The following is a 12,952-nucleotide window of genomic DNA, read 5'->3' as shown; positions in this document are numbered from 1 at the left end:
CGGGGTTCGACCTGGAGACTGAGGGACACATGGGACTCACCATCGGCGTCGACATCGGCGGCACCAAAATCGCGGCAGGCGTGGTGGACGAGGAGGGCACGATCCTCGACACCTGCGAGGTGGCGACCCCCCCGACCCCCGAGGCCCTGGTGGACGCCCTCGCGGAGGCGGTGCGCACCGTCGGCGCGCGGCACCAGGCGGAGGCGGTCGGCATCGGCGCCGCCGGTTACGTGGACGACAAGCGCGCCACGGTGCTGTTCGCCCCCAACATCAACTGGCGCCACGAGGCACTCAAGGACAAGGTCGAACAGCGCGTCGGGCTGCCGGTCGTGGTGGAGAACGACGCCAACGCCGCCGCCTGGGGCGAGTACCGGTTCGGTGCCGGCCAGGGCCACGAGGACGTCATCTGCATCACGCTGGGCACCGGCCTCGGCGGCGGCATCATCATCGGCAACAAGCTGCGGCGCGGCCGGTTCGGCGTGGCCGGCGAGTTCGGGCACATCCGGGTGGTCCCCGACGGCCTGCTGTGCGGCTGCGGCAGCCAGGGCTGCTGGGAGCAGTACGCGTCCGGGCGCGCCCTGGTGCGGTACGCGCGCCAACGGGCCGCCGCGACGCCGGAGAACGCGACGGTGCTGCTCGGCCTCGGCGACGGCGACCCCGCCGGCATCGAGGGCAAGCACGTGAGCCAGGCCGCCCGCGCCGGCGACCCGGTGGCCGTCGACTCCTTCCGCGAGCTGGCCCGGTGGGCCGGCGCCGGCCTCGCCGACCTCGCCTCGCTCTTCGACCCGTCGGCGTTCATCGTCGGCGGCGGCGTCTCCGACGAGGGCGACCTCGTGCTCGACCCCATCCGCAAGTCCTTCCGACGCTGGCTGGTCGGTGGCGGATGGCGACCCCACGCCCAGGTGTTGGCCGCCCAACTCGGCGGCAAGGCGGGCCTGGTCGGCGCGGCGGACCTGGCCCGTCAGGGCTGAGCGCCCACCCCGGATCCGAGCCCGCCGAGCGTACGCCGCCGCCCCCTGGTCTCGCGCCTGCCCCCTCTCCGCGCCCGCCTCGTCCGCACGGGCCCACCCTGTCCACGGCCGCGCGTCCCAGCGCCCCGGGCACGGCGCCGGCGCGCGGCCTTCGGGTGCGGACGGTCCGCGACGGCCCTCCCGCGTGCCCACGCGAGCCGAAGCCGGGCCTCGCGGGCGTATGGCCCCGTGGGCGTACGGGACCTGAAGCCGCCTCACCCGCGCTGGCGCGCACCACCAGGGCGTGCGCCCGCGCGGCCCGACACGGACGGTCCGACACCGCCCCGCACCGCCGAGCCGCACCGTTGGCCCGGCGCGATCGGCGGCCAGGCTTCCGTCGGCACGGGCTGGGGCCGGCCCGACCGGCGGGGGTCCGGCGGCATGGCGTACCGTCCCGCCTCGGGGGAACGCCACCCCGGCCGGCGGACACGTGCGGACGCCCGGCGCCCCGGCGCGCGGGTGCGGTGGCCGATGACGCGGTGTCGCGACGTCGACCCGGTCGGCCGGGAGACGTCGCCGGCAGCCAGGTCCCGGGTGAGGGGGGTACGGGTCCGGCCGCCCAGCGGGAGGTGGTGGCGACCGGCGCTCCACGGCGGGAACTTCCCTCACACCAGCATCGTCGGCACCATGGGGCACGCATCATCAGTGCCACCAGCACCATCTGTCTCACCAGCAGCACCGGTGTCAGCCTGGCAGCGACGGGCGGCACCGTACAGAAGAACATCGGGTCCGGTCTCAGTTCTGGAGTGGCGACGTGACGCTCGCGGCCGTACGGAGTGAACAGCACGACCTGCCCGCATCGCGGAGGGAGCCGGACGGCTCCGTCGTGGTGCGGGTGCTCAGCTACAACGTCCGCTCGTTGCGGGACGCGCCGGGTCAGCCGCCCGGCACCGCCCGGCGCGCGGTGGCCCGGGTCATCCGCGCCACCGCCCCGGACGTGGTGTGCGTCCAGGAGGCGCCGCGCTTCTTCCGCTGGCGCAAGGCGCTCGCCCGGCTGGCCCGCGACGCCGGTCTGGTGCACGTGGCGGGTGGCGCCACCACCTCGGGGCCGGCGATCTTCAGCACCCTGCGGCCCCATGTGGAGCACACCGCGGAGACCCTGCTCCCCCGTGCGCCCGGCGCGCGCCAGCGCGGCGTGGCCGCCGCCGTGCTGCGCTTCGGCGACGTCCGGCTCGGCGTCCTGAGCTGCCACCTCGGCCCCGAGGCCACGGAGCGCCAGGCCCACGCGGGCGCGCTGCTGGCCGGAGTGGCCGGCCTCGACGCCCCGTACGCCGTGGCCGCCGGAAGCCTGGGCGAGGCGCCGGACGGCCGGGCCTTCCAGCGCCTGGCCAACGGTCCGCTGCGGGACGCGTGGGCCGCGCGGCCGTGGGGCGGGGAGCACACCGCGCCGCCGGCGGGGCCGCACCAGCGCGTCGACGCCGTCCTGACCACCGAGGGCGTACAGGTCCTGGGCTGCGGCGTGCCGAGCGAGCTGCCCGGTGTGCACCCCGCCGACCTGCGGCTGGCCGCCGATCACCTGCCCGTGCTGGCCGCGCTCCGGCTGCCGCACCCCGCGCCGGCGCGGCACTGACGAACACCGGCCCCGGCCGGCGCGTACGGGGCGCGCGGCCGGGGCCGGTGCGGGGTATCGGGGCGCCGGAGCGCCGGGCGACGCGTGCCGTGCCTCGGACGGGAGCCGGGGCGGGCGGTCAGACGACCGCGCCCCGCCCGGGGTCCTCGTCCTCCTCGTCCTCGTCGGTCCGCATGCGCGTCACCAGCGTCGCGAAGCCGCCGAGGAAGCCACCGATGCCCAGGGTGGCGATCCACCAGGTGATCTCCTGGCGCAGCACCACCATGACCAACAGCAGCAGCGGGCCGCCGAGCACCGCCAGCCAGGCGAAGCGGGCCGTGGTGTCGGCGTGCGGCAGCGGCGGTGGCTCCGGCGGTACGAAGTGGCCCTCGTCGCTCGCGTCGAAGTCGTCGTCCGACGGCTCGGCCGGCGACCAGTCGCGCGGGCCGACGCCCGGGGCGAAGACCACCGAGCCGCCGAGCGCCCGGACCGGCTCGGCCGGCGGCTCGTCCGTCTCGCGGCCGGCCCCGCCCACCTTGCCCAGCGTCTTGTCCGGCTTGCCCGGCGCGATCTCCCGCGCGGGCCCGGTGGCCGGCTCGGTCAGCGTCCCGGTCGAGCGCCAGGGGGCCACGCCCGGCGGGTCCGGTGGCTCGTCCCCGTACCCCGCGACGATCTCGGCCCACGCGGCCTCCTCGGCCGAGCGCCGGGCCTCGGCGTCGCCGTCCGTGGCGTCGACCGCGCCGCCGCTGGCCTTCGCCCGCTCGGCGCCCGACAGAGCGCCCGCCCCGGTGGCCGGCCCGGCGGCGTCCGGCCTGGCGTCGGGTCCGGTGCGCGCGTCGTGGCCGGCGGCGCCGTCGCGGGTCGCGAGGTCGCCGGTGGTGCGGTGGGTGTCGCCGGGCGGCTCGTCGCCGCCGGGACGCGCACCGCTGTGGCTCGCGCCGGCCTGGTGCGTGCCGCCCTGGCTCGTACCGGCCCGCTCCGCGCCGGACGCGTCCTCGGCCGCTCGCTCCGCGCCGTCCTCGCCACGGACCTCCCGCGCCGGCGCGTCGGCCGGCGTGTCGGTGTCGGCGCCGGTGTCGCCGGCGTCCGGGGTGGCGGTGTCCGGGGTGGCGGGGACGGCGGGCTGCCCGCCCGGGGTGTCGGGCAGTGTCGCGTCGCCGGTGTGGGCGCCGGTCTCCGGTCCGTCGTCGGTGTGTGCGTCGCGCTCGGGCACCGGTCCCTGACCTGCCTCTCCCTCGGCCCGTGGCATGGCTAGGCCACCCGATCCGGGCGCGGCGTGTCGACGCTGGCCGTGAGGCGGTTGATGAACGCGTGGGTGTCGGCGAAGATCAGGTCCGCGTCGTGGTCCAGCGTGGCCACGTGGAAACTGCGCTCCAACAGTCGCTCGGTCAGGTCCGTGGAGGAGACCCGGGCCATGATGCGCGCCGAGTCCACGGGCGAGACCACGTGGTCCTGTGGGCTGTGCAACACCAGGAGTGGCTGGGTGACCTGCGCCAGTTCCGCGTCCACGATGCGGAAGAACCGCCGCAGCGAGTGCGCGGCCTGCAACGGCACCCGGTCGTAGCCGAGCTCGTACCGCCCCGGCTTGGCGATGTCGCTCACGATGCCCTTGACCGAGGACACCAGGTGGCGCGCCACGGGCAGCAGCGCGGAGCCCGTGTCGCGCATCCTGTTCGCCGGGTTGACCAGCACCAGCCCGCTGATGGCCGCTCCGTGCCGGGCCGCCAGGCGCAGCGCCAGCGTGCCGCCCATGGACAGGCCGCAGACGAACACCCGCTCACAGCGCTCGGTGAGCCGGCCCAGCTCGCGGTCCACCTCGGCGTACCAGTCCTGCCAGCCGGTGACCGCCAGGTCCTGCCACCGGGTGCCGTGACCGGGCAGCAGGGGCAACGAGACCGTGTACCCGCGTGCGGCGAGCGAGTCGGCCCACGGGCGGACGGACTGGGGAGAGCCGGTGAAGCCGTGGCAGACGAGGACGCCGACGTCGTTTCCGGTGTGGTGGAACGGCTCGGCTCCGGGGGACAGCGGCACCGGGGTCTCCGTTCGGTCAGGGGCCAGGCGCGGCCGGACGGTTGGGACCTCAGCCTACGCGGAGCACCGCACGTGGGATAGGCCGATCGGTGCGATCCGGGCCCCTGGCGTCCGGGGCGGACACCGGGTGGCGGGGCCGGGCCGGGGACCGGGCGCACCGCCTCGTGCGCGCCCGAACGCCGGGCGAGAGCCGCGCCGCGCCTCGGGTTAAGGTCTCCTCGTCAGCTACAGGAGGTCCTCGGTTGTTCTACGGCGCAATGAAGCTTTCCATCGGTGGGTCGCTGAAGCTTGCCTTCCGGCCCTGGGTGGAGGGCCTGGAGAACATTCCGGCCGAGGGCCCCGCGATCCTGGCCAGCAACCACCTCTCCTTCTCGGACTCCTTCTTCCTGCCGGCGATGCTCGACCGGAAGGTCACCTTCATCGCCAAGGCGGAGTACTTCACCTCGCCCGGTCTCAAGGGCCGGATGACCGCGGCCTTCTTCAAGGGCGTGGGCCAGCTCCCGGTGGACCGCTCGGGCGCGCGGGGTGCCGGCGAGGCCGCGATCAAGAGCGGCATCGAGGTGCTGGAGCGCGGCGAGCTGTTCGGCATCTACCCGGAGGGCACCCGCTCCCCGGACGGCCGGCTCTACCGGGGCAAGCCCGGCGGCCTGGCCCGCGTCGCGCTGGCCACCGGGGCACCGGTGATCCCCGTCGCCATGATCGACACGGAGAAGATCCAGCCCCCGGGCAAGGTCATGCCCAAGCTGATGCGCCCCGGCATCCGGATCGGCAAGCCGCTGGACTTCAGCCGCTACCACGGCATGGACGGCGACCGCTTCATCCTGCGCTCGGTCACCGACGAGGTGATGTACGAGATCATGAAGCTCTCGGGCCAGGAGTACGTGGACATCTACGCGACCGCCGCCAAGCGCCAGCTCGCCGAGGCGGCCAAGCAGCAGGAGAAGGACGAGAAGGCGGCCAAGGCGGCCAAGGACGAGCAGGCCAGGGCCGACGCCAAGGGAGAGCGGGACCAGCGCGACGGAGCGGACCGGGACGCGGCCGACTAGCCGGCCGTCGCCGTCCGAGCACGGCGCCCAGCGGGGGGTGGGAGATGGTTCAGCAGCCGGTGCGCGAGAGCCCGGCGCGCGAGCGCGTGGCGCGGATGTCGGTCGAGCTGCCCCTGTGGCGCGCCCTCACCGGCTACCGCGTCCTGACCGCGCTCTACGCGATCGCCCTGTACGCGCACGCCTACGGCGAGTACGAGCACCCGCTCGGCGCCGGCGCCTACATGCTGCTGCTCGCCGGCTGGATGGCGTTCAGCTGGCGGATGGTGAGCTCGGCCGAGCGGTGCACCAAGCGCTTCCTGATCGCCGACCTGAGCGTGGCGATCGTCGGCATCCTGCTGACGCCGCTGGTCGACGCCCACGAGCGGATCATCGACGGCGGGCCCACACTCCCCTCGATCTGGACCGCGGGCGCCGTGCTCGGCTTCGCCATCAAGGGCGGCTGGCGCTGGGGCGCGGTGGCCTCGGCGATAGCCGGCGCGGCCAACATCGTCGAGCGCGGGGCCTTCGCCCAGAACACCGTGCACAACGTCATGCTGGTCTGGGTGGCCAGCGTCGCGATCGGCTACGTGGTCGAGGTGGCCCGCGCCAGTGAGCGCACCCTCGCGCGGGCTTTGCAGATCGAGGCGGCCACCCGGGAGCGGGAGCGGCTGGCCCGCGACATCCACGACAGCGTCCTCCAGGTGCTGGCCATGGTGCAGCGGCGTGGCGTGGCCATCGGGGGCGAGGCGGCCGAGCTGGGCCGGATGGCGGGCGAGCAGGAGGTGGCGCTGCGCACCCTGGTCTCCGGCGGCCTGGGCGGGCCGACGCCCGCGCCCGGACCCGCGGGTTCCCTCGCGCCGTCGCCCGCCGGCCTCCCCGACGCGGCGCCGGGTGACGCGGAGGAGCCGTGCGACCTGCGGACGCTGCTGGCGCCGTACGCGGGGGCCAGCGTCTCGCTCGCCGAACCGGGCGCCCCGGTTCCGCTGCCGGCCCACGCCGCTCGGGAGCTGGCCGACGCCGTGGGCGCGGCCCTGGACAACGTTCGCCGGCACGCGGGGGACGGCGCGCGGGCGTGGATTCTGGTCGAGGACGAGTCGGACGCCGTGCTGGTCACCGTCCGCGACGACGGGCCGGGCATCCCGGCGGGCCGGCTCGCGGACGCCGAGCGCGAGGGTCGGCTGGGAGTCGCCCTGTCGATCCGGGGCCGGCTGCGCGACCTGGGCGGCGGCGCGGAGCTGACCTCGGTGCCGGGGCAGGGCACCGAGGTGGAGTTGAGAGTCCCACGGGGGAGGAAGAACGCGACATGAGCGAGGCACGTGCCGTACGGGTGATGGTGGTCGACGACCACCCCATGTGGCGGGACGCGGTGGCCCGCGACCTGGCCGAGGCCGGGTTCGACGTGGTGGCCACGGCCGGCGACGGGCCGCAGGCCGTGCGCAGGGCGACCGCCGTCCGGCCCGAGGTGCTGGTGCTCGACCTCAACCTGCCGGGGCTGCCCGGGGTGCGGGTGTGCAAGGAACTGGTGGGGGCCAACCCGGCGCTGCGGGTACTGGTCCTGTCGGCCAGCGGCGAGCACGCGGACGTGCTGGAGGCCGTGAAGTCGGGCGCCACGGGCTATCTGGTCAAGTCGGCCGGGGCCGCCGAACTCCTGGACGCGGTACGCCGGACGGCCGCCGGCGACGCGGTGTTCACACCGGGCCTGGCGGGCCTGGTCCTCGGCGAGTACCGCCGACTCGCCACCGAGCCGGCCCCGGCCGCGGTGGACGAGCCCGGCGCGCCCCGGCTCACCGACCGGGAGACCGAGGTCCTGCGCCTGGTCGCCAAGGGCCTTTCGTACAAGCAGATCGCGGAGCGGCTGGTCATCTCGCACCGCACCGTGCAGAACCACGTCCAGAACACCCTGGGCAAACTGCACCTGCACAACCGCGTCGAGCTGGTGCGGTACGCCATAGAGCGCGGCCTGGACGACGACGGCGACGCCTAGCCGCGCACCCGACCGCGCGCCACCCACCGCGCGTCGCCACGGGCCCGCGCCCCTCGTACGAGTGAACGCGCCGCGCCAACTGCCCGACGGCGTACCGGAATTCGCCTTCCGCCTCATCCCGTGTGACCTGTATCACCATTAGCGTGGCTGCCCTATCGGGTCATTCACGGGAGAAGGGAAGAAGCGATGCGGGTCGGAGTGCTGACCGGTGGCGGTGACTGCCCCGGGCTCAACGCGGTCATCCGCGCGGCCGTCCGCAAGGGCGTCCAGGAGTACGACTACACCTTCACCGGCTTCAGGGACGGCTGGCGCGGGCCGCTGGAGGGCGACATCGTGCCGCTCGACATCCCCGCGGTCCGCGGCATCCTGCCGCGCGGCGGCACCATCCTCGGGTCGTCGCGGACCAACCCCCTCAAGGCGGACCACGGCATCCGCCGGATCAAGGAGACCCTCGCCAAGCACGAGGTCGACGCGCTCATCACGATCGGCGGCGAGGACACCCTCGGCGTCGCGGCCCGCCTGTCCGACGAGTACGGGGTGCCCTGCGTGGGTGTGCCCAAGACCATCGACAACGACCTGTCCGCCACCGACTACACCTTCGGCTTCGACACGGCCGTCAACATCGCCACCGAGGCCATCGACCGGCTGCACACGACCGCCGAGTCCCACATGCGGGTCCTGGTGGTGGAGGTGATGGGCCGGCACGCCGGCTGGATCGCCCTGCACTCGGGACTGGCCGGCGGGGCCAACGCGATCCTCATCCCGGAACAGCGCTTCGACGTGGAAGAGGTCTGCCGCTGGGTGGAGTCCCGGTTCAAGGTCCGGTACGCCCCCATCGTCGTCGTCGCCGAGGGCGCGACCCCCGCGGACGGCGAGATGGTCCTCAAGGACGGTTCGCTGGACTCCTTCGGCCATGTGCGGCTCTCGGGCGTGGGCGAGTGGCTGGCCAAGGAGATCGAGCGGCGTACCGGCAAGGAGGCCAGGACCACCGTGCTCGGCCACGTCCAGCGCGGCGGCACCCCCAGCGCCTTCGACCGCTGGCTGGCCACCCGCTTCGGCCTGCACGCCATCGAGGCCGTACGCGACGAGGACTACGGCGTGATGGTCGCGCTGCGCGGCACCGACGTGGTGCGCGTGCCGCTGGCCGAGGCGACGGCCAAGCTCAAGACCGTGGACCCACGGCTGTACGCGGAGGCCGGCGTCTTCTTCGGCTGAGCGCGGGGCGGGCCGGCCGGCTAGACCCGGGGCACCGTCCGCCGGGCCAGTGTCAGCTCCTGGGCCACCAGCGCGGCGCCGCGCAGGGTCAGCACCGACTCCGGGTGGAACTGGAGCCCGCCGAACCCGGGCCCGCGCACCGCGTGCACCTCGCCGCTGGCCGCGTCCCGGCTCACCTCGATGTGGTGCGAGGCCAGTTCGGCCTCGGCCTCGGCGTCGCAGTGGGCCGTGAACGTGTTGTAGAAGCCGACGGTCTCCGCCCGGCCGAAGAGGTCGATCCGCTCCTGGGCGCCCTGGGCCGGCTCCCGCTTGCGGACGATCTCCAGGCCCAGTTCGGCGGCGATGAGCTCGTGGCCCAGACACACCCCGAGCAGCCCGTGCCGGTGCTCGCGCAGCAGGTCGGCCGTGAGCGCGCGCAGCAGCCGCATCTTCGGGTCCGCCGCGTCGTTGGGGTCGCCCGGACCCGGGCCGAGCACCACCGGACCCGGATGCGCGAGCGCGGCCTCCCGCAGCCCCGGCTCGGCGAACCCGCGCACCTCCACCCGCAGCCCCGAGGTGGCCAGCAGATGCGCCAGCATGGCCGTGAACGTGTCCTCACCGTCGACGACCAGCACCCGCCCCGCGTCGCCCGCGCCCGGCTCGGGCGTGTTCATCCGCAGCCAGAACGGCGCCAGGTCGGCGCGCCGGGCGTCCAGCGCGGCCCGCACCCGCGGATCGTCGGCGAGGCGCGCGACGGGCGCCCCGGCCGGGCGGGCCGGCGCCTGGCGTACGCCGAGGGCGGTGAGCACGCCGGCGGCCTTCGCGTGCGTCTCGGCGACCTCGCCCGCCGGGTCGGAGTGGCGCACCAGGGTCGCCCCGACCGGTACCCGCAGCCGCCCGCGCGCGTCGATGTCGGCGGTGCGGATGAGGATGGGCGAGTCCAGCGTGCGGGCACCGCCGGCGTCCCGGCCGATCAGCGCCAGGGCCCCCGCGTAGTAGCCGCGCCCCCGGCCGTCCGTGCCGGGCGGCTCGTGCCGGGCGATGACCCGGCAGGCGTTCTGTACGGGCGAGCCGGTCACGGTCGCCGCGAACATCGTCTGCCGCAGCACCTCGCGCACGTCCAACGTGCTGCGCCCGCGCAGCTCGTACTCGGTGTGCGCCAGGTGGGCCATCTCGCGCAGCCGGGGACCGATCACCACGCCGCCCCGGTCGCCCACGGCGCACATCATCTTCAGTTCCTCGTCCACGACCATCGACAGCTCCTCCACCTCCTTGCGGTCCCGCAGGAAGGCCAGCAGGCCCTCGGCGTCCGGGCCCTGCGGCGGGTAGCGGTAGGTGCCGCTGATCGGGTTCATCACGACGGTCTCGCCCGACATCCGCACGTGTACCTCGGGGCTCGCGCCCACCAGCGTCCGCTCGCCCGTGTGCACCACGTACGTCCAGTACGCGCCCCGCTCGCCGGCCAGCAGGCGGCGGAAGAGGGCGAGCGCGTCACGGGTCGCGAAGCCGGGGATCTCGCCCTCGAAGGTGCGCCGGATGACGAAGTTGGCGCCCTCGCCGGTGCCGATCTCCTCGTCGATGACGCGCCGCACCACGCCCGCGTATCCGGCGTCGTCGATGTCGAACGCGCCGTCCTGGACCCGTACCCGGTGCGTGGGCAGCGCCGCCAGCAGCTCCTCCAGCGGCAGCGCGTACGCCTCGTCGGGCCGCAGCACCGCCAGTGGCGTGCCGTCGTCGTGCGCGGTGAAGCCGCGCTCGCGGATCTGCCGGAAGGGCACCAGCGCCAGCGCGTCCGACACGGGTCGGCCGTCGTGCGCGGCGCCCGGCTCGGGCAGCGGGATGTCGGCGAGGTGGGTCACCTCGCTCACCGGCCCGATCAGCACCTCGACGGTGTCCGCGTCGTGCCCGGGAGCGCGGCGGCGCAGCAGCGCGTACGGCGGGCAGTCGGCGGCCAGCAGGCGACGTACGAGGGAGGGCGCGGTGACGGGGGAGGCGCCGGGGGTGGTGGGGGAAACGGGGCCGGGAGGGGTGGGGGGAACGGGGCCGGGAGGGGTGGGGGAAACGGGGCCGGGGGTGGTGGGGGGAACGGGGTCGGGGGCGCTGCCCGGTGCGGTCTGCTGCGGCATGGGGTTCCTTCCAGCGGTCGTGGTCCACGGGCTGGGGTGGACCTACGGGGGGAGGAACGGCCCGCATACGCAGCGAAGGCCGCCCCTCGGGCGGCCTTCGCGTGGTGTTCTGGCAGAACGCGCGCTCAGTGGGCCGCCGGATGAGCGGTCCACCACCAGAAACGGTTGAGCTGCGCGAACATGGGCGGCACCCTACCCGACGCGGGGCGCCCGGGGGCCGGGAGGCGTCCAGTCCGTGGCGGGCGTCCGACCGGGCCGGTCGGTGCGGCGGCGGCTCGCGCGGCGCGTGGCGCCGGTGCGCGAGCCCGGGCGGGCGAGGCGGCCGTGCGTGCGGTGGTGCGGCGCGAAGGCCCGCACGGGGGGTGGGCCGGGGGCGCGTCGCGGGCGGGGCCGGCGGGCGGCCGGCCGGGCGAAGCGGACCGGCCGCGGCCGGTCGTGGAGCCCTCGACCGCAGGTCACGGAGGTATCGGCAACCGGTCAGGAACCGACCGGAAACCGTCTCATCCAGTGGGCGCCGGCGTGGATGCCCGGAAAGACCCCGTAATGTTGACAGCGTGACCGTGAACGCTGAAACCCACGCCGGTGGCCACACCTGGCGCTCCCTGCCCGCGGCGCAGCAGCCTGACTGGCCGGACCACGAGGCTCTGCGCGATGTGATCGCCGAGCTCGAGTCCTATCCGCCGCTCGTCTTCGCCGGGGAGTGCGACCAGTTGCGTGCCCGGCTGGGCGCGGTGGCCCGTGGCGAGGCGTTCCTGCTCCAGGGCGGTGACTGCGCGGAGGCGTTCGACGCCGTCGGCGCCGACCAGATCCGCAACAAGCTCAAGACGCTGCTGCAGATGGGCGCCGTCCTGACGTACGCCGGCTCGGTGCCGGTGGTCAAGGTCGGGCGCATCGCGGGTCAGTACAGCAAGCCCCGCTCCAAGCCGACCGAGACCCGCGACGGCATCACCCTGCCGACCTACCGGGGCGACTCCGTCAACGGCTTCGAGTTCACCGAGGCGGCCCGCATCCCGGACCCGCAGCGGCTCAAGCGGATGTACCACGCCTCGGCCGCCACCCTCAACCTGGTGCGCGCCTTCACCACCGGCGGCTACGCCGACCTGCGCCAGGTGCACGCCTGGAACCAGGACTTCGTCAAGTCCTCGCCGTCCGGGCAGCGTTACGAGGCGCTGGCGCGCGAGATCGACCGCGCGCTGAACTTCATGAACGCCTGCGGGGTGGACCCGGAGGAGTTCAAGACCGTCGAGTTCTTCGCCTCCCACGAGGCCCTGGTGCTCGACTACGAGTCGGCGCTGACCCGCGTGGACTCGCGTACGGGAGACCTGTACGACGTCTCCGGGCACATGGTGTGGATCGGCGAGCGCACCCGGCAGCTCGACGGCGCCCACATCGAGTTCGCCTCGAAGATCCGCAACCCGCTCGGCGTGAAGCTCGGCCCGAGCACCACGGCCGAGGACGCCCTGACCCTGATCGAGCGGCTGGACCCGAACCGCGAGCCGGGGCGGCTCACGTTCATCACCCGGATGGGCGCGGACACGGTGCGGGACAAGCTGCCCACGCTGGTCGAGAAGGTCACCGCCTCCGGCGCCCAGGTCGCGTGGATCTGCGACCCGATGCACGGCAACACCTTCGAGGCGGCCTCCGGGCACAAGACGCGGCGCTTCGACGACGTGCTGGACGAGGTCAAGGGCTTCTTCGAGGTCCACAAGGGCCTGGGCACCCACCCGGGCGGCATCCACGTGGAGCTGACCGGCGACGACGTCACCGAGTGCGTGGGCGGCGGCGACGAGATCTTCGTGGATGACCTGCACCAGCGCTACGAGACGGCGTGCGACCCGCGCCTGAACCGCAGCCAGTCTCTTGACCTGGCGTTCCTGGTCGCGGAGATGTACCGGGACCAGTAGTCGACCGGGCGGGAAACGGCCAGTGGGGGGCGGGGGGTTGTATAGCGGCCCCCCTTGCGGTCCCCCATCGGTTGACCCCAGGGGGTTGGGGGGATGGTATGGGTAACGAGGCGTGGCAGTAGACGGTGT

11 protein-coding genes are annotated in these 12,952 nt (G+C 74.7%); 7 read left to right on the top strand and 4 right to left on the bottom strand.

Annotated features, from left to right (window positions below; all coding sequences use genetic code 11):
* The first annotated feature begins 29 nt into the window (after nucleotides 1-29).
* Together ACFVFR_RS13655 and ACFVFR_RS13650 are read left to right on the top strand one after the other, a co-directional pair.
* Nucleotides 30-971, top strand: coding sequence for an ROK family glucokinase (locus tag ACFVFR_RS13655; protein WP_383700787.1), 942 nt, complete (start codon nucleotides 30-32; stop codon nucleotides 969-971).
* Nucleotides 972-1,764: 793 nt separating this feature from the next.
* Nucleotides 1,765-2,580 carry an endonuclease/exonuclease/phosphatase family protein gene (locus tag ACFVFR_RS13650; RefSeq protein WP_383700785.1) on the top strand — a complete coding sequence of 272 codons (816 nt, stop codon included), beginning with the start codon at nucleotides 1,765-1,767 and terminating at the stop codon, nucleotides 2,578-2,580.
* Between the two features lie 118 nt (nucleotides 2,581-2,698).
* On the opposite strand, the gene ACFVFR_RS13645 is transcribed toward ACFVFR_RS13650, so the two are convergent.
* Both ACFVFR_RS13645 and ACFVFR_RS13640 read right to left on the bottom strand, forming a co-directional pair.
* The gene (locus ACFVFR_RS13645; protein WP_383701053.1) at nucleotides 2,699-3,334 is read right to left on the bottom strand and encodes a hypothetical protein; all 636 of its coding nucleotides are present in this window, start codon (nucleotides 3,332-3,334) and stop codon (nucleotides 2,699-2,701) included.
* 476 nt (nucleotides 3,335-3,810) lie between these two features.
* Nucleotides 3,811-4,590 carry an alpha/beta hydrolase gene (locus ACFVFR_RS13640; RefSeq protein WP_383700783.1) on the bottom strand — a complete coding sequence of 260 codons (780 nt, stop codon included), beginning with the start codon at nucleotides 4,588-4,590 and terminating at the stop codon, nucleotides 3,811-3,813.
* A 257-nt stretch (nucleotides 4,591-4,847) separates the two neighbouring features.
* Between ACFVFR_RS13640 and ACFVFR_RS13635 the strand changes: the two genes are divergently transcribed.
* The 4 genes from ACFVFR_RS13635 to ACFVFR_RS13620 all read left to right on the top strand — a co-directional run bounded on the left by ACFVFR_RS13635 (nucleotide 4,848) and on the right by ACFVFR_RS13620 (nucleotide 8,814).
* Nucleotides 4,848-5,636: a lysophospholipid acyltransferase family protein gene (locus tag ACFVFR_RS13635; protein ID WP_383700781.1), complete on the top strand. Its 789-nt coding sequence runs from the start codon at nucleotides 4,848-4,850 to the stop codon at nucleotides 5,634-5,636.
* Between the two features lie 44 nt (nucleotides 5,637-5,680).
* A complete protein-coding gene (macS, locus tag ACFVFR_RS13630) occupies nucleotides 5,681-6,922 on the top strand; it encodes a MacS family sensor histidine kinase (RefSeq protein WP_383700779.1) in 1,242 nt (413 codons plus the stop codon).
* Nucleotides 6,919-7,599: a response regulator gene (locus ACFVFR_RS13625; protein ID WP_383700777.1), complete on the top strand. Its 681-nt coding sequence runs from the start codon at nucleotides 6,919-6,921 to the stop codon at nucleotides 7,597-7,599. Before macS ends, ACFVFR_RS13625 begins: the two co-directional genes overlap by 4 nt.
* Nucleotides 7,600-7,785: 186 nt before the next feature.
* Nucleotides 7,786-8,814, top strand: a complete 1,029-nt coding sequence (locus ACFVFR_RS13620) for a 6-phosphofructokinase (protein ID WP_383700775.1) — start codon at nucleotides 7,786-7,788, stop codon at nucleotides 8,812-8,814.
* Between the two features lie 20 nt (nucleotides 8,815-8,834).
* Here the strand turns inward: ACFVFR_RS13620 and ACFVFR_RS13615 are convergent, their stop codons facing one another.
* On the bottom strand, nucleotides 8,835-10,919 hold the full coding sequence (locus ACFVFR_RS13615) for an anthranilate synthase family protein (protein WP_383700773.1): 2,085 nt from the start codon (nucleotides 10,917-10,919) through the stop codon (nucleotides 8,835-8,837).
* 125 nt (nucleotides 10,920-11,044) lie between these two features.
* Nucleotides 11,045-11,101 carry a trp operon leader peptide gene (locus ACFVFR_RS13610; protein ID WP_383701050.1) on the bottom strand — a complete coding sequence of 19 codons (57 nt, stop codon included), beginning with the start codon at nucleotides 11,099-11,101 and terminating at the stop codon, nucleotides 11,045-11,047.
* Nucleotides 11,102-11,479: 378 nt separating this feature from the next.
* Here ACFVFR_RS13610 and ACFVFR_RS13605 point away from each other — a divergent pair, with 378 nt between their 5' ends.
* On the top strand, nucleotides 11,480-12,823 hold the full coding sequence (locus tag ACFVFR_RS13605) for a class II 3-deoxy-7-phosphoheptulonate synthase (RefSeq protein WP_383701047.1): 1,344 nt from the start codon (nucleotides 11,480-11,482) through the stop codon (nucleotides 12,821-12,823).
* The last annotated feature ends 129 nt before the right edge of the window (nucleotides 12,824-12,952 follow it).

Origin of the sequence: Streptomyces sp. NPDC057702 (assembly GCF_042799315.1) — a bacterium.
GTDB lineage: Bacteria > Actinomycetota > Actinomycetes > Streptomycetales > Streptomycetaceae > Streptomyces.
The sequence above is the reverse complement of the archived record's forward strand: the minus strand, read 5'-3'. Positions and strand labels throughout refer to the sequence as shown.

What these genes read in the sequence shown, in the direction of transcription:
- macS (WP_383700779.1), top strand. Translation starts at nt 5,681, where the DNA reads ATGGTTCAGCAGCCGGTGCGCGAGAGCCCGGCGCGCGAGCGCGTGGCG.
- ACFVFR_RS13635 (WP_383700781.1), top strand. Translation starts at nt 4,848, where the DNA reads ATGAAGCTTTCCATCGGTGGGTCGCTGAAGCTTGCCTTCCGGCCCTGG.
- ACFVFR_RS13625 (WP_383700777.1), top strand. Translation starts at nt 6,919, where the DNA reads ATGAGCGAGGCACGTGCCGTACGGGTGATGGTGGTCGACGACCACCCC.
- ACFVFR_RS13615 (WP_383700773.1), bottom strand. Translation starts at nt 10,919, where the DNA reads ATGCCGCAGCAGACCGCACCGGGCAGCGCCCCCGACCCCGTTCCCCCC.
- ACFVFR_RS13655 (WP_383700787.1), top strand. Translation starts at nt 30, where the DNA reads ATGGGACTCACCATCGGCGTCGACATCGGCGGCACCAAAATCGCGGCA.
- ACFVFR_RS13620 (WP_383700775.1), top strand. Translation starts at nt 7,786, where the DNA reads ATGCGGGTCGGAGTGCTGACCGGTGGCGGTGACTGCCCCGGGCTCAAC.